Source organism: Haloferax gibbonsii ATCC 33959, from assembly GCF_000336775.1.
GTDB lineage: Archaea > Halobacteriota > Halobacteria > Halobacteriales > Haloferacaceae > Haloferax > Haloferax gibbonsii.
In genome coordinates, this window is sequence record NZ_AOLJ01000005.1 from 96,378 (window position 1) to 112,668 (window position 16,291).

Annotated in this window: 13 protein-coding genes; 5 read left to right on the forward strand and 8 right to left on the reverse strand. The window is 67.7% G+C overall.

What is annotated here, in order from left to right; translation table 11 throughout:
• Positions 1-32 precede the first annotated feature (32 nt).
• Together C454_RS01705 and C454_RS01710 are read left to right on the forward strand one after the other, a co-directional pair.
• Positions 33-809, forward strand: coding sequence for an ABC transporter ATP-binding protein (locus C454_RS01705; protein WP_004971982.1), 777 nt, complete (start codon positions 33-35; stop codon positions 807-809).
• On the forward strand, positions 806-2,434 hold the full coding sequence (locus C454_RS01710; protein ID WP_004971984.1) for a hypothetical protein: 1,629 nt from the start codon (positions 806-808) through the stop codon (positions 2,432-2,434). Before C454_RS01705 ends, C454_RS01710 begins: the two co-directional genes overlap by 4 nt.
• A 65-nt stretch (positions 2,435-2,499) precedes the next feature.
• Here the strand turns inward: C454_RS01710 and C454_RS01715 are convergent, their stop codons facing one another.
• The 4 genes from C454_RS01715 to C454_RS01735 all read right to left on the reverse strand — a co-directional run bounded on the left by C454_RS01715 (position 2,500) and on the right by C454_RS01735 (position 6,958).
• On the reverse strand, positions 2,500-3,729 hold the full coding sequence (locus C454_RS01715) for a PQQ-binding-like beta-propeller repeat protein (RefSeq protein ID WP_004971987.1): 1,230 nt from the start codon (positions 3,727-3,729) through the stop codon (positions 2,500-2,502).
• A 78-nt stretch (positions 3,730-3,807) separates the two neighbouring features.
• Positions 3,808-4,671 carry an HFX_2341 family transcriptional regulator domain-containing protein gene (locus C454_RS01720; RefSeq protein ID WP_004971989.1) on the reverse strand — a complete coding sequence of 288 codons (864 nt, stop codon included), beginning with the start codon at positions 4,669-4,671 and terminating at the stop codon, positions 3,808-3,810.
• 547 nt (positions 4,672-5,218) lie between these two features.
• Positions 5,219-5,626: a PPC domain-containing DNA-binding protein gene (locus C454_RS01725; protein ID WP_004971991.1), complete on the reverse strand. Its 408-nt coding sequence runs from the start codon at positions 5,624-5,626 to the stop codon at positions 5,219-5,221.
• Positions 5,627-6,232: 606 nt separating this feature from the next.
• Positions 6,233-6,958 (reverse strand): SDR family NAD(P)-dependent oxidoreductase, encoded by a 726-nt coding sequence (locus tag C454_RS01735; protein ID WP_004971995.1) that lies wholly within the window; start codon positions 6,956-6,958, stop codon positions 6,233-6,235.
• Positions 6,959-7,132: 174 nt separating this feature from the next.
• On the opposite strand from C454_RS01735, the gene C454_RS01740 reads away from it, so the two are divergent.
• The gene (locus C454_RS01740) at positions 7,133-8,086 is read left to right on the forward strand and encodes a TIGR03560 family F420-dependent LLM class oxidoreductase (RefSeq protein WP_004971997.1); all 954 of its coding nucleotides are present in this window, start codon (positions 7,133-7,135) and stop codon (positions 8,084-8,086) included.
• Positions 8,087-8,183: 97 nt separating this feature from the next.
• Entirely contained in the window at positions 8,184-9,008 is an 825-nt protein-coding gene (locus C454_RS01745) for a polysaccharide deacetylase family protein (RefSeq protein ID WP_004971999.1), read from the forward strand.
• Between the two features lie 27 nt (positions 9,009-9,035).
• Here the strand turns inward: C454_RS01745 and C454_RS01750 are convergent, their stop codons facing one another.
• The 4 genes from C454_RS01750 to C454_RS01765 form a co-directional block, all read right to left on the reverse strand.
• The gene (locus C454_RS01750) at positions 9,036-11,507 is read right to left on the reverse strand and encodes a dipeptide ABC transporter ATP-binding protein (RefSeq protein ID WP_004972002.1); all 2,472 of its coding nucleotides are present in this window, start codon (positions 11,505-11,507) and stop codon (positions 9,036-9,038) included.
• A 180-nt stretch (positions 11,508-11,687) separates the two neighbouring features.
• Positions 11,688-12,668 (reverse strand): ABC transporter permease, encoded by a 981-nt coding sequence (locus tag C454_RS01755; protein ID WP_193363448.1) that lies wholly within the window; start codon positions 12,666-12,668, stop codon positions 11,688-11,690.
• On the reverse strand, positions 12,661-13,668 hold the full coding sequence (locus tag C454_RS01760; RefSeq protein WP_049904907.1) for an ABC transporter permease: 1,008 nt from the start codon (positions 13,666-13,668) through the stop codon (positions 12,661-12,663). The genes C454_RS01755 and C454_RS01760 overlap by 8 nt, the downstream gene beginning before the upstream one ends.
• Before the next feature lie 60 nt (positions 13,669-13,728).
• A complete protein-coding gene (locus C454_RS01765) occupies positions 13,729-15,372 on the reverse strand; it encodes an ABC transporter substrate-binding protein (protein WP_049904919.1) in 1,644 nt (547 codons plus the stop codon).
• A gap of 161 nt (positions 15,373-15,533) precedes the next feature.
• Between C454_RS01765 and C454_RS01770 the strand changes: the two genes are divergently transcribed.
• Entirely contained in the window at positions 15,534-16,238 is a 705-nt protein-coding gene (locus tag C454_RS01770; RefSeq protein ID WP_049904908.1) for a creatininase family protein, read from the forward strand.
• Positions 16,239-16,291 lie beyond the last annotated feature (53 nt).

Below are 16,291 nucleotides of genomic sequence, written 5' to 3' on the forward strand. Positions count from 1 at the left end.
AGGCGTCCGGGGGGCGAAACGCGGGCCGTCCCATGCCCTCCACCAACGCGGACGTCGCCGTCGAAGCGACCGACCTCAGGAAGTCCTACGGCTCCGAGGTCGCGCTCGACGGCGTTTCGCTGTCGATTCCGAGCGGAACGGTGTACGGATTTCTCGGGCCGAACGGCGCGGGGAAGACGACGACGATGCGCATCCTGACGGGGCTCTCACAGCCCACCTCGGGCTCGGTCCGCATCTGCGGACTCGACGTGAGCGACCGCAGGAAACTCGCGCCGCACGTCGGCTACCTCCCGGAGACGCCGCCGCTGTACGACGAGTTCAGCGCCCGCGAGCAGCTCGATTACGTCGCCGATCTCCGCGACATCCCGTCGGAGACCGCCGAGGCGCGCATCGACGACCTGCTCGACCGGTTCGGCCTCGTCGGCGACGCGAACAAGCGCATCGGCACGTACTCGAAGGGGATGAAACAGAAGACCGCGTTCATCCAGAGCGTGCTCCACGAGCCGGACGTGCTGTTTCTCGACGAGCCGACCTCCGGGCTCGACCCCCGCGCGGCGAGACAGATTCGGACCTCCATCGGCGACGTGGCCGACGCGGGGGCGACGGTCTTCCTCTCGACGCACATCCTCCCCGTGGTCGAGGCCGTCGCCGACGAGGTCGGCGTCCTGTTCGACGGTCGCGTCGTCGCCGAGGGGACGCCCGACGAGGTGAAATCGCGCGCCCAGACGGGCGGCGAGGGCTCGCTCGAAGACGCGTTCCTCGCGGTCACGAGCGACGAGACGCAGCTGTCGGGTGTCGCCGACGAATGAGCCTCCGACGAGACGTTCGCCACGGCCTGCGAATCGGGCGCGCCGAGTTCGTGCGGAGCCTCCGGGGGTACGCCTCCGAGACGCGCCGAATCATCGGCCTGCTGCTGCTCTTGCTGTTTTTCGGCGGCAGCCTCCTGTTTTCGCTCCCGGCCGTCTACGTCGTCGGCCGGGGCGCGCAGTCCGTGACCGAGATTCCCTTCTTCGACCTCGTCGCCACCGCGATACCGGTGGGGCTCGCGCTCCTCGCGACGTTCCGAACGCTCGAACGCATCGGCCGCGTCGAAAACGAGTCGCTCGTGCTCACGACGGTTCATCCGCGGGCCGTCGTCATCGGACTCATCACCGCCGAAATCTGTCGAATTGGACTCTGGTTCGGGCTCCCGCTCGCGGTCGTCGCCGCGACGTTCACGGCCGGCCTCGGCGCGCCGTCGCTGTTGCTCACGACGGCCGTCGTCGCGGCCCCGCTGGCGTGCTGTACGACCGTCTGGGGCTACGCGGTCGGCGTCGCCGTACTCCGCGCGTTCAAGCGCCTGCCCGGCGTCCGACGCACGCTCAAGGTCGTCGGCTTCGTCGCGATGGTCGGGCTCGTCCTCGTCTCGCAGTCGTTCGGGCGGTTGCTGGCCGAGGGGTCGCTCCCGCTCGAGTGGCTGGCGGCGACGCTGACGGTCGGCCCGCTCGCAGACTACCTCGCGCTCGCATTCGTCGGGACTCCACTCGCCCGACCGTTCTCGGCGGCCGCCGTCGTCACCTTCGCGGCCATCGTCGCACTCACGCCCGTTGGCCTCGTCGTCGCCACCCGACAGGCGAGCGCCCTCTGGTTCACCGACCGCGCGACGGGGGGCGACCGAGGCTCGTCGGCGGCAGGCGCGAAGGCGACCGATTCGACCGGCGGCTTCTCGACGCCGAAACCGCTCGCGGGGACGAACGGCGGCCACGTCGCGTGGGGACTACTCGTCCGCGGCGTCCGCCACCCCCAGAAGTTCACGCACCTCGTGATGCTGGTGTTCTTCCTCGGCCCGCTCGGTACGACCATCGTCCAGTCTTCGGCCGACGGCCTCGGCCCGCTGCTCGCCGCGAGCGGGGCCGGCCTGGGAACCTACCTCGCGGGCGCGACGTTCGGTCTCAACCCCATCGGCGACGACCGCCCGCAGTTCCCGATGTTGCTGTTGACTCCGACTGCGCCGCGGGAACTGGTTCGCGGTCGCGTGCTCGCCGGCGTGATTCTCGGGGTGCCGGTCGCCGCGGCGCTCCCGCTGGCGACCGTCGCCCTCGGCACGTCGCCGCTGTCGGCGGTCGGCTTCGCGCTCGTCGGCGTGTTCATGTGCGTCGCCGCCGCGGCCTTCGCGGTCGGCATCGGCGCGGCGTACCCGATATACGAGGAACGCGAGTTCTGGGGCGCGACGACCGTCGTCCCCTCGACGCTCGTGCTGATGGCGTTCATGTTCGTCGTCGGCCCCGGCACCGTCATCGGCCTCGTCGCCACGTGGTTCGGCGTCACCGGGCACCTCTCCGCGACGCCGCTTCTCGCCGCCGGGCTCGGGCTGTACCTCCTCGTGACCGTCGGCGTCTCCTACGGTTCGTACCGGTACGCGGTTCGACGGTACCGGACGTACACGTTCGAGTGACGGCGAGCGCGTCGTGAGGTGTGAACTCGGCGTCGCGCCGCAACCGCGGCGACGGCCCGCTGGCCTCAGTCCGCTACGCGGAACACGCCGGGGTTCCTGCCCGTCCCGGCGAAGTAGAGTTCCGACCCGCGGACCGACAGGCCGCCGGTGGGTCGGACGTCGAGCGCCTTCGACCACAGTACCTCGCTGGACGCCGCCGAGACGGCCGAGAGGCGGTCGTCGCTCGCCACGAACCGGGTGTCGCCGGCGACGACCGGCGGGCGGGCGAACGTATCCGCATCGAGCGACAGCGTCCACTTCGTCGCGCCGTCGCCGGCGTCGAACGCGGCGAGACTCCCCCGCGAGGACTGGACGTGAAGCGTGTCGTCCGCGACGGCTGTCTGCGGGCTTCCGTTCTCCGGGAGCGGGACCGACGCCCGCCACTGCGTCGACCCGTCTTCGAGGGCGAGGGCGAGCACGTTCCCGCGGTGAGCGCTGTAGTAGAGATGGGCGTCGTCCACCGTGAGCGGGACGGCGCTCTGCGGGAGATCCTCGCGCCGCCACCGCTCCTCGCCGGTCGCGGCGTCGAGCGCGGCGACGCCGGTCTGCTCGTGGTCGACGCCGATTGGCGTGTAGACGACGCCGTCGCGGGCGGCGAGACCGGGCGAGGCCCTGCCGGCGTCATAGCTCCATCGCTCCTCTCCGGTCGCGGGGTCGCGCCCGAAGACGGTCGAACCGCCGCCGTCGACGAGCGTTTCCGCGGCGAGCACCGGCGCGTTCGCGGGAGTCCCGTACCCGCCCTCGCTCGTCCGCCAGCACCGCTCGCCGGTCCGGGCGTCGTAGGCCGCGACGAACTCCGCGGTCGAGACGAACATCGCGTCGCCGGCGAGCGTGGGCGTGGACTTCCCGTGGGCGTAGTCGACGGTCCACGCGTCGTCGGAGTCCGCGGGAGCGGTCTCGGCGTCGAGGTCGAGCGCGCGATACACGCCGTCCTCGCCGTCCCCGTCGCTGTAGCCGAGCACGCCGCGGGCGTCGGCGACCGCGACTGAGGTGGCGAGCGCCGCGTCGCCGGACGCGATTCGCTCGACGCCCGCGTCCGCCGAGGGGCCGGAGTCGGTCGTGTAACCGGTGTTGGCGAAGTCGCGCTGGTAGGTCGGCCACGCGCCCGTCACGTCGCCGACGGGCGCGTCGCGTCGGTAGTCGCGCTCGACGTCGAGGGTGCTGAACGCGCGGGCGACACAGCCTGAGAGCGACGCGAGGGCGGTCGCGCCGCCGGCCGCGAGGACGGCTCTGCGCGTGTGCATGTTGGAGGGCATACATGTCTGTGTCCCGTCGCTACCGTACTAACAGTTGTCCCTGGGGCGACAGCGAAAAGGAGAGACTAACGACGCAGCTTACCGGCCCTCGACGAGCGCGTCGACCGGGTTGTCGAGGGCGAAATCGACGTTCTCGGACGGGTCGTCGGTCCGCGCTTCGAGGTCCGAGACGACCGATTCGGCGCGGTGTCGGAACGCGCGGAGCGTCTGTCTGCCCTCCTCCGTGAGTTCGAGGTAGCGGCGGGTGCCGCGCTGGGTGACGGTGACGTAGCCCTGATGTTCGAGCGTCGCGGTGACGCGGTTGTCGAGGACGTTGTAGTCGCCGGTGACGGGTTCGTAGTCGGCGGCCTCGCCGTCGACGCGGCCGCGCATGAACTCGAGGCCGTAGCGGGCCGCCTCGGTGATGAGCGTCTTCTTCTTCGCGTGTTTGGCGTCGGTGTCGTGGGCCTCGATGATGGCGAGCGCGGCGACCTGGTCGGGGGAGGGCGAGTCGATTTGGTAGGTCGTCAGGAGCGACGCCTGCGCGAAGCCCTCGGTGACCGGCGCGTCGAGGCCGTGCGGCCGGACCTCGGGGTCGACGACGTACGGTTCGGCGTCGGTGCGTTCGTCCATGCAGGCCATCGTCGCGCCGACGGCCGCGCGCTTTGTGCCGGCGGTGACGTTGACGCGGACGAAGTCGTCGGGGTGCCAGTCGGCGATGGTCGTAATCGCGCCCATCACCTCGTACATGTCGAAGAGGTCGAGGTACTCGACGTCAGGCGGGGTGCCGACCACGTCGGCGATGCGGTCGACGACCGCGTCGTGGTAGGTCGGGCGCTCGACCGCGGGGTCCCCGTGTTCGAGGAGGTAGACCTTGTCCGGCCGGTCGTCCTCGATGGGGCCGACGATGCGGTCGTGTTCGCGCCACAGGGGGACGATGTGAACGCGGAGGTGTCGTTTCATCTGTCACTCTCGGCCACGACTTCCCGCGTCGAAAGTCATTCGGTTGGGAGATTCTCGCGTGAGCGAACGGTAGAGGACCCATAAACTCCGAATCGAGATCTATACACGCTATTCATGCTACTCACGTAACTTACGGTAGTTGCCGAGGAACCGCCAATGTGGGTTGTCGACTACGAATAGTTGCCGCCGGCCGCGCTCCAACGGACCGGCGGTTGCGACCCGCCGACGGCGGCGCGACCACCGGTCCCCGGTCGCGTCCCCGCGGCGGACCCCGCGTCGGCGGACGACCCCCCGGAACCCTCGTTCGGTGCGCTCGGGGCGTCGGCCAGTCCGCCGACCACGCGCCCTCCAGCCCCCCTCGCTTCGGCCCTCCACCGCCGGCCGACGCCCCGACAGCACCGTCTTTTCTTTCTCCGAACTCACTCGTCGCCCGACGAGCGCGCCGCTCCCGACCCGCGACAGCCGCGCAGAAAAGGAACCGAGTGTCCGCACTGCGGCTCACTCGGGTCAGTCCGGTTCAGTTCGGCCCGCCCCGGTCCGGCCCGGTTCAGATGTCGAACACGTCGAGACCGGTCCGCTCGTCGAGGTGGTGGGTCAACGGCGTCTCGCCGAGGTGGATGACGACCTCGAACGTCCCGGAGACGCGCGCGCCGGAACAGTGGCCGCCGAGCGTCTCGAAGTCGCGCGTGCCGACCTGAATGTGCGTGTGAATCTTGTCGGGGCCGATGTTGCCGAGGAAGCTCGTCACCTCGAACTGGCCCGTGAACTCCTCTTCGAGGTACTCCTGGTCGCCCACGTCGTAGTGGCCGAGCGTGACGGAGTCGACCGCGCCGATACCCGTGAGAAAGCCGTGTTCGATGTCGAACTCGTCGCGCACCGTCGCGAGCGAGTCGAGGACCTGTTCGCCGGGGTCCAGCCTGACGACGACCGTGTCGTCTTCTTTGACGTAGTCCATGGTTGTGCCCGAGCGTCCGGTACAGCGGCGGCGGCGTAATATGTTTTGAAAGGCTCAACGTTGCGGGACGAACGGGGTTCCAAATTGTTTGACTTCTAGATAGTCACAAGAACAGTCGATTCACACGTATGTTAGTCGGGTCTCGTTCTCGACTCCCCGCCCGCCCACTGTCACATCAAATCGATGACCGCGGGCCAATCTTCCCATTCGCCAGTATCCCCAGTTTCCGGCCCGTGATAGACGGCTTGTCCCTCTAATAGACGGATTCGGTCGGCGGGGTGGTCGTCGAAGTCACGGATGACCGCGGACACGACAACCAATCCGACCGCGCTCGTCCGGTCGTCATCTCGGACGCACAGAAAGTGGATGGAATCCGGCACAGAGGCGGAGTAGCGCGTTCTTTCGCCGGGCAGCGTTATCGCGACCGACGGGCGGGGCGTGTCGAACCGACGGAGAGACCGACCGACGGCGAATCGCCCGAAGGTATTCGGACGAGCGACAGTAGTTCCGGTATTTGATATATGTTTGTTTTCGATATATTTGACGACCAACTCGGTTCGGCCCGGCGCAACTCGGAACTGTCCGTGACCGCGGTAGGCCGGCGAGTCACCGGAGCATCGACCCGCCGTCGACCGTCAGCACCGTGCCCGTCACGTAGCCCGCGCCGTCGCAGAGGAACGCGACCACGTCGGCGACCTCCTCGGGCGTCCCGATGCGTTCGAGCGGGAGGTCGGCGGCGTACTCGGCGAGCGCCTCCTCGGTCCAGAGGTTCGACTCGGTGAGAAGCGGCGTCTCGACGAGCCCCGGCGCGACGCAGTTGACGCGCACCTCGGGGCCGAGCTGTTTCGCCAGCCCCTTCGTGAGCCCGAAGACGCCCGCCTTCGATGAGGAGTAGTGGACGCCGCCGGTGGCGCTCCCGCGGAGGCCGGCGACGCTCGACACGTTGACGATGGCACCCTCGCCGCGCTCGACCATGGCCGGCGCGACGGCGCGGGCGACGACGTACTGCCCCTTGAGGTTCACGTCGAGGACGCGGTCCCACTCGTCCGGGTCGAGGTCCGCGAGAGAGACGGCCCGCGAGATGCCCGCGTTGTTCACGAGCGCCGCCACGTCGGCGACCGATTCGACCGCCGCCACCGCGTCCGCGACCGCGTCGGGGTCGCGAACGTCGACGGCGAACTCGTGGACGCGCTCGTCGTCCCAGTCGGTCTCGCCGGTCTCGATATCGAAGCAAGCGACGTAGTCGTAGTCCGCTCGGAGTCGCTCGACGACCGCCCGCCCGATACCGCTGGACGCGCCGGTCACGACTGCCGCGCGCTGATTGTCCGTCATGTGGTTCGGGAGGGCGCGAACCGTAGTACGTGTTGGGGTGGCGGCGAGCGGTACTGTCGGGGTGCCGACGAGCGGTACTGTCGGAGCCGAGCGCGGTGCGAACGACGCGGTCGAGGCGAATAACGCGGTGAGTGGAGTGGTAACTGTTTTCGTGGTCGCGCGTGAGCCGTTCGTATGCAGTTCGCAGTCAACGTTCCGACCAGCGCCGGCGACTCCGTTCACTCCCAGTTGGCGTTCTGCGACGAGATTTCGTGGGACGCGCAGGTCGAGTTCGCCGTGGCGATGGAGAACCTCGGCTTCGACGGCGTCGCCGTCCCCGACCACGTCATGACCGGCAGCGGCCCGACGACGGAGTGTTTCGTCACGCTGGCCGCCATCGCCCGCGAGACCGAGGACGTGTACCTCTACCCGAAGACGGTGAACAACCACTTCCGAAACCCCGCGCTCCTCGCCAAGCAGGCCGCGACGCTCGACGCCGTGAGCGACGGACGGCTGAAACTCGGCATGGGTGCCGGCTGGAAGGAGAGCGAGGCGCGGGCCTACGGCTACGACTGGCCGGACGCCCCGACTCGCCTCCGGATGCTCGAGGAGTCGATTCGGATGCTCAAGCGCCTGTGGACCGAGGAGACGGTCAGCTTCGACGGCGACTACTACACCCTCGACGAGGCGATGTGTCAGCCGCATCCCGTCCGAGACCCGCATCCGCCCATCATGGTCGGCGGCGGCGGCGAGTCGTTCACGCTCCGAATCACCGCCCAGTACGCCGATTCGTGGAACTTCTGGGGGCCGCCGGAGGTGATGCAACACAAACTGGACGTGCTGGAACGCCACTGCGAGGGCTACGGCCGTCCGTTCGAGGAGATAGAGCGCTCGTGGTTCGCACGGTGTCTGCTCCGCGAGGACGAGGCGGAACTCGACGCCCTGCTCGACGAGCACTTCCCGCGGTTCAAACCCGAGAACGTCGCCGACAGCGAGTACCCGCTCGTCGGCACGCCGGAGCAGGTCCGCGAGCGACTGGAGACGTTCGACGAGATGGGCTTCGGCGAGGTCGTCGTGGAGTTCGTGGACTTCCCCGAGACCACGAGCGCCGAGCTGTTCGCCGAGCGCGTCGCGCCGGCGTTTCGGTAACCTGCGGGTCGGGAGTCCGCGAATCGACCCGGCGTGGGCCGCGTCCCGCGAGTGCGGCATGGAAACAGCTATCACATCTATTTTCGTACGTCGAAGCGTGACTCACCACAGCGTCTGCCTCACCTTCGACTTCGACGGCGTCTCCTCGTGGATACACTCGTTCGAATCGCCGGACAGCCCGACGAAACTGTCGAGAGGACTCTTCGGCGTCGACGTGGGCGCGCCCCGCGTCCTCGACCTCTTGGACGAGTTCGGCGTGGAGACCACGTGGTTCACGCCGGGCCACACCATCGATAGCTTCCCCGAGGCCGCCGAGGAGGTGTGGAGCCGCGGCCACGACGTCCAGCACCACGGCTGGTCCCACACCCGCCCGCGACAGTACGAGTCGCGAGCGGCGGAGTACGACGACGTGAAACGTGGCGTCGAGAGCATCGTCGACCTCACGGGTCGGCGGCCGACCGGCTACCGTTCGCCCTCGTGGGACTTTTCGACCCACACGCTCGGCATCCTCGACGAGCTCGGCTTCGAGTGGGACTCGAGCCAGATGGCGACCGACTTCGAGCCGTACCGCATCCGCGAGGGGTGGGCCGCGCCCGCCGACGCGCCGTTCGAACGCGGCACCGAGACCGACATCGTCGAGGTGCCTGTCTCGTGGCAACGCGACGACTTCCCGGCGTTCGCCTTCAACCGCGAGCGGGGCTACGCGAACGAGAAAGCGGTGTTCCGCCAGTGGCGCGAGCAGTTCGACTGGATGGTGGACAACGTCGACGGCGGCGTGTTCGTCCTCACGATGCACCCGCAGGTCATCGGGCAGTCCCACCGGCTCGCCCGGCTCGAATCGTTCGTCGAACACGTCGCCGACGCGCCGGGCGTCGCCTTCGAAACCGTGGACGAAGTCGCCGACCGGTTCGGGTCGGCGTGAGGGCGAGGTAAAGCCGGCGGCGCTTTTTCAGGAGTAGTGGTGACAGCTGACGATACGGTCGAGTTCGTCGGGCGAGTCCAGCGCCGGCACCTCGGAGGTACAGACGCTGGGTTCGACGAACGTCTCGGTCAGGAGCGACGCGGCGTCGCGCCACGCGCCGCCGGCCGCGAGCGAGAGCGCGCGCTCCACGGTCGTGCCGGCGTCGCCGGCGGGGAGGCCGTCTGGGAAGTAGGTCGCGCGAGCATCGTCGGCGACGACATCCGGGGACTCGCGCTGGACGGCTCTGACGAACCGGCGCACGCGGTCCCAGTCCTCGTCGCCGAGGTCGAGGTCCTCCGGGGCGACGAGGCTCGGACACCGAGTGTGGAACCGGCAGCCGCTCGGCGGGTGAATCGGCGACGGCACGTCGCCGGACAGCGGGACGGTCTCGCGGGACACCCGCGGGTCGGGCACCGGAATCGACGAGAGGAGCGCCCGCGTGTAGGGGTGTTTCGGCGACTCGAACAGGTCGTCCTTGTCCGCGAGTTCGACCAGTTCGCCGAGGTACATCACGGCCACGCGGTCGCAGACGTGGCGGATGACGCTCAGGTCGTGGCTGATGAAGAGGTACGTCAGCCCGAACTCGTCCTGAAGTTCCTTCATCGTGTTGAGCACCTGCGCCTGCACCGACGCGTCGAGCGCCGAGGTCGGCTCGTCGCAGACGATGAAGTCGGGGTCGACCGAGAGCGCCCGCGCGAGGTTGACCCGCTGGCGCTGGCCGCCCGAGAACTGGTGGGGGTAGCGGTTGTAGTGGTCGGCGTCGAGGCCGACCGTCTCCAGCAGTTCGCGCGCCCGCGCCTCGCGTTCGCCCTCGTAGAGCCCGTGGGCCTGCATCGGCTCCTCGACGATTTCGCCGACGGTCATCCGCGGGTCGAGCGACGCCTGCGGGTCCTGAAAGACGAACTGCATGCGTTTGCGGCGCTTGCGAAGCTCCTCTTTCGACAGTTCGGCGAGGTTCTCCCCGTCGAAGACGATGTCGCCGGAGGTCGGGTCGACCAACCGGAGGAGCGTCCGCGCGAGCGTGGACTTCCCGCAGCCGGACTCGCCGACGAGGCCGAGCGTCTCGCCGGGCAGGATGTCGAACGAGACGCCGTCGACCGCGCGAACGTACTCGCGGTCGACCGAGAAGGGAAGCAGTCCCGCGTCGCGGTCGAACCGGAGGCGGTCGAGGAAGCCGTCGCTCGCGTCGAAGTACTTCCGCAGGTCGCGGACGCTGAGGAGCGGGTCGGCGTCGGGGTCGAAGGTTGAACCGGTCCCAGTCTCGGCGGCGTCACCGGTCTCGGCGGAATCCGACTCTGTGGCGGCCGACCCGGAGGCGGACTCGGCGTCGTCGAGCGGGGCGCTCTCCCAGTAGCCCGCCTCGGCGAACGAGTCGTTGCGCAGGCACGCCGCCCGGTGCGGCGCGGCGGCGACTTCGGTGACGGCGGTTCCGTCACCGGCCTGTATCGCCACGTCGCCGTCTCCTTCGCCGCCCTCGTCGACGAGTCGGGCGTCGGGGTGGACGTGCAGACACGCCTCTCGGGCGTGCGGGCACCGCGTGTGGAAGCGACAGCCGCTCGGCGGGTTGATGGCCTCCGGCATGATGCCCTCGATGGGCGACAGGCCGTCCACGTCGCGGTCGGGCCGCGGAATCGACCCGAGAAGCGCCTCGGTGTAGGGGTGTTTCGTGTCGTGAAAGAGGTCGTCGACGGTCGCCTGCTCGACGATTTCGCCGAGGTACATCACGGCGACGCGGTCGCATATCTCGGCGACGACACCCATGTCGTGGGTGACCCAGACGAACGAGGTGTCGTAGCGGGCCGCGAGGTCCTTCACGAGGTCGAGAATCTGCGCCTCGACGGTCACGTCGAGCGCGGTGGTCGGCTCGTCGGCGACGACGAGGCTCGGTTCGCACGCGAACGCCATCGCGATGAGGACGCGCTGGCGCATCCCGCCGGAGAACTCGTGGGGGTAGTCGTCCATCCGGCGTTCGGCCTCGGGGATGCCGACCTCGCGGAGGCGCTCGACGGCGATGGCCTCGGCCTCGACCGCCGACACGTCGCGGTTGAGCCCGATAATCTCGCTCAACTGCTCGCCGACGGTGAACACCGGGTTGAGGCTCTCCGTGGGGTCCTGAAATATCATCGCGATTTCGCGGCCCCGGATACGCTCGCGAATCTCGCGGCTCGACAGCATCTCGGGGTCCTGACGCGGTTCGTCGTCGGGGTCGTCGCCGCGCTCGACGCCGACGAGCAGGTCGTCTTCGAAGCGGACCTCGCCGTTGACGATGACGCCCGGCGAGTCGATGAGGCGCATGATGCTCCGCGCCGCGACGCTCTTTCCGGCGCCGCTCTCGCCGACTAAGCCGAGCACTTCGCCGCGCTGTACCTCGAACGAGATACCGTCGACGGCCCGAACGGTCCCCGCGTCGGTGCGGAAGTGGGTGTGCAGGTCGCGGACGGTGAGTAGCGTATCAGACATTGGTCGTGGAGTGGTGGGGGGCGTCGGTGCGTGAGATGGGTGCCTCTGCAGAACCGCGAGAGCGAGTTCCGACGCCGTCCCGGGAAGGGAGCGATAGTTCGGCGAGCGAGCGACTGGCGGAGGCCGGGCGGCTCCCGGCCCCGCGGCGGACGGTCGGTGAGACGTGTGGTCCGTTCATCGTCAGTCGTTCGACCGCGGGTCGATTGCGTCGCGCAGGCCGTCGCCCAGCAGGTTGAAGCCGATGACCGTCGCGAGAATCGCGAGGCCGGGCCAGATACTGAACCACGGGTTGACGATCATGTACTGCCGCGAGTGGGCGAGCATCTGCCCCCACGACGGCGTCGGGGGTTGGACCCCGAACCCGAGGAACGACAGCGACGCGACGATGAGGATGTTCACGCCGACCTGCAGCGTCGACTGGACGAGCACCGGCGCGAAGCTGTTCGGGATGATGTGGCGGAAGATGATGTGGCGGTCGCGCACGCCGGCGGCCTTCGCGGCCTCGACGTACTCCATCTCCCGGACGCTCAGCACCTGTGAGCGAATCAGCCGCGTGAACACCGGAATCGTCGTGATGGAGACGCCGACGATGGCGATGCCGAGTTCACGGCCGAACGCGGACATGATGGCGATGACGAGGATGAGGAACGGAATCGCGTACAGCGATTCGACGAACCGCTGGAGCACGTCGTCCACCCAGCCGCCGTAGTAGCCGGAGACCGCGCCGACGACCGTCCCGATGGTCATCCCGATGCCCGTCGCGATGAGACCCACCTGGACGGCGATGCGGGTGCCGTAGACCAGCCTGACGAGGATGTCGCGGCCGCGGTGGTCCGTCCCGAGCGGATGCGCCCACGACCCCGTCCCGAAGCTGTTTTCGATGCCGACCGGCGGAAGCAGGATGGTGCTTCCCGCCGGGTCGTTCTCCGGGTGGTACCAGAACGTCGCCGCGAACTGGTAGTCGAACAGGTCGGCGTCGATAGTCGTCAACAGCGCGACGAGCGTCACGAGCCCGATGACGTAGAGGCCGACGCGCGACGCCGAGTTGCGATTGAGCTGTCGGAGCACCTGCGAGGAGCGCGAGACGGCGGAGCGCTCGTCGGCGTCCGCGACGCCGCCCGTGCGGGCCGAGTCGCCGACGGCGGCCGTCGAATCACTCACCGGAACCACCCCCGTAGGAGATGCGCGGGTCGATGACCGCGTACAGCACGTCCACGACGAGCACGCCGAGGACGAACACGATGGCGAAGAATATCGTCGTGCCCATGATGAGCTGGTAGTCCTGCGCCCGGACCGCGGTGATGATGAGGTTCCCCATCCCGTTGATGTTGAAGACCGTCTCGGTCAGCACCGCGCCGCCGAGGGCGGTCGTCATCTGGATGCCGATGACGGTAAGCACCGGCAGTTGCGCGTTCTTGAACGCCTGCCGCCGGAGAATCGTCCGCTCCGAGACGCCGTAGGCGCGGGCGAGCTGGACGTAGTCCTTGTTGAGCACTTCGAGCATCGACGACCGCTCGATGCGCGTGATAGCCGCCATCTGAAGCGTCCCCAGCGTGATAGAGGGGAGTATCAGATGCGACGCCGCAGTCACGAGCACGTCCAGTCTCGACGTCGCCCCGTCGACCGACGCGGGGTCGGCCCACGGCATGATGAGCCCGCTCGGCGGCAGGAGGTCGCCGTAGTACGCGAACACGATGATGAGCAGCAGGCCGACCCAGAAGCTCGGCGTGCTGACGCCGATGAGCGACGTGACGCGGGCGAGGTGGTCGTAGCCGTTGTTACGGTTCTTGGCGGCGAAGATGCCCAGCGGAATTGCGGTGCCGATTGCGAGGGTGAAACTCGACGCGAGGAGCAAGAGCGTCACCGGGAGCCGCTCGAAGATTTTCTCCGTCACCGCGACCCCACCGTAGTGGATGCTCGTCCCGAAGTCGCCCGTCGCGACCGCCGCGAGGTACCTGACGTACCGGACGTACAGCGGTTGGTCGAGGCCGTACTTCGCGCGGGCGGCCTCGATAGCCGCCGCGTCGGCGGCCGGCCCGACGAGGATGCGAACCGGGTCGCCGGGTATCGAGTTGATGAGGACGAACGTGACCGTAACGACGAACAGCATGACCGGAACGATTTGGAGTAATCGCCGTCCGATGTAACCGGTTGTCGTCATGGGTGGAGTGGATGGGGAGTGAGCATATAACGTTTGGTAACTGTTACCGACAAGGTAACGTCATCTGTCGACAGAGACGTTGTTGTAGCCGGTGAGGAGCCGCGGGTTCTGCGGCGAGACCGGGTGGACCTGGAAGTCGCTGACGGTGGACTTCACGCCGTAGGAGTTCTTGTAGTTGAACGCGGGGAGGTGGACTTTGTCCTCCAAGAGCGTCGAGATGGCGGACTGGTAGAGCTGTTGGCGCTCGTCGCGGTCGGTCGATTCGCGCGCGCCCTTAATCTGGTCCATGACCTCGTCGTTCTTGTAGTAGACGCCCTGGTTCACGCCCTCGGACTCCTCGTGGAACAGGTTGAACATGAAGTCGTCCGGGTCGGGGTAGCGGACCCACCCGAGGACGTAGATGTTGTAGTCCGAGGCGTTGCCGGTGTACGCGCGGCTGAGCATCGCGCCCCAGTCGAGCCGTTCGACGTGGGCCTCGTAGCCGGCCTCCTTGATGCCGTTGGCGATGGAGAGGCCGATGTTCTCGCGGTTGTCGTCCGGCGGGACGATAATCTTCGCGTCCCAGTCGGCGGGGACGCCCGCCTCCTCGAACAGCGCCGTCGCCTGCTCGACGTCCTTGTCGTTCGGAATCTCCATCCACTCTTCGAGCGGCATGTCCCACTCTTCGACCATCGGCCCCGGAAGCGGGCCGTACTGACGGAGGCCGGCCGGGTCGATGTAGCGGTCGACCGCGTCGTCCATCGAGAAGCTGTAGTCGATGGCCTCGCGGACGCGCTTGTCGGCGGTCGGGCCCTCGTTGCAGTTGAACGCGACGTAGAAGTACCCGACGCTCTCGATTTCGGAGATGCTCGTGTCTTCGGTGCTCTCGACGGTGTCCCAGAGTCGGGGCGGAATCGTCTCGATGACGTCCACGTCGCCCGTCCGGAGGTTGGTGACGCGCGTCGTCGACTCCGTGATGGGCGTGAACTCGACGCCCGCGACGTTGGGCAGTTCGTCGCCCCAGTAGTCGTCCCAGCGTTCGAGCGTGACGTAGTTGCTCTCTTCCCACTCGACGAACTTGAACGGCCCCGAACCGATGGGCTGTTGGGTGCTGAACGCCTCTTTGTCCTCCTCGCGGACGGCCTCCGGCACGACCTGATGGGTGAGGACGTGCTGGAACATCGCGTAGGGGTTCGAGAGGTCGAACTGGACCGTCGTCTCGTCGATGGCCTCGACCGAATCGATGACGCTGAAGATGCCCAAGAGGGGCGTCTCCTCTTCTATCGGCGCGCGGAACGAGTAGGCCACGTCCTCGGCGGTGACCGGGTCGCCGTTGTGGAACATCGCGTTGTCGACGATTTCGACGATATAACGGGTGTTGTCCCGTTCGATGGTCGGCATGCTCGTCGCGAGGTTCGGGACCACGTCCGTCCCCTCGCCGTAGGTGTACAGCTGGCTGAACACCCGGTTCGCGACGAGCGCGTCGGGGTTCGAAAGCTGCGTTATCGGGTCGAATCGGACGGGGTTCAGCGACTGTCCGATGTTTATCGTCGCGTCGGAGCTCCCGGTGGTCGTCTCCGTCCCGCCGCTCGTGGTCGTTCCGCCGCCGCCGTCGCCCTCGGTCGTCGTTTCGGAACCGGAGTCGGACGTACAGCCGGCGAGTAAGACGGGTATCGACGCACCCGTCGCTTTCAGTATGTTTCTACGTGAGACACTCTCTCTCATCATTGACGCCGAATCATTTCGGCATCACCACCATAAGCATTTGCATACTGTACATCCGTTTCCTCTTATTACCTCAGGCTGCCGCTTCGTGAAGTATTATATACGACAACTGTGCGTATCTCCGTATGGACTCAACGGAGTCACAGTCACTCCTAGCGGAGATGACGTGGCAGGAAGCCGAAACCGCGTTCGACGAGGCGGACTTCGTCGTGCTCCCCTGCGGAGCAACCGAACAGCACTCGACGCACCTCCCGACCTCGGTCGACTCCATCCGGGCGGAGAACCTGACCGCGGAACTCGCCGCGGCGGCCCCGGAACACGACCTGAACCTCCTCGTTCTGCCGGTTCTCCCGTACGGCTACTCGGAGCACCACATCAACTACGCGGGGACCGTCTCGCTCGGAGCCGACACGTACCAGGAGATAATCATCGACGTGGGCCGGTCGGTCCAGCGCCACGGCGCGACCCGGTTTCTCGTCGCCAACTTCCACGGTGGCAACATCGAACCGCACAAGCTCGCGCTCGACCGGCTCCAGCGCGACCACGGACTCGACTCGTACTACGCCCACTGGACCGACTTCGCCCGCGACCAGTTAGAAGAGCGGTTCGGCACCGAGTGGGGTCACGCCGGCGAGTACGAGACGAGCGTCATCGAGCACTACCGCCCCGAACTCGTCCACGGCGACCGCAAGACGCCGCAGACGAAGAAGAACCGCTACGAAGTCCGCCAGTACGCCCACTTCGACGACCTGACCGTCGAAGGCGGCCTCGGCGACCCGACGCAGTCCGACCCCGAGTTCCTCGAAGAAGTCATCGAGGCGACGACCGAGCGCATCCTGACGCACCTCCGGTCGGAACTGGAGTAACGCGACGCTCGACGACCGAGAGACGAACTGTAGCGACGAAACCCCGAACGAAA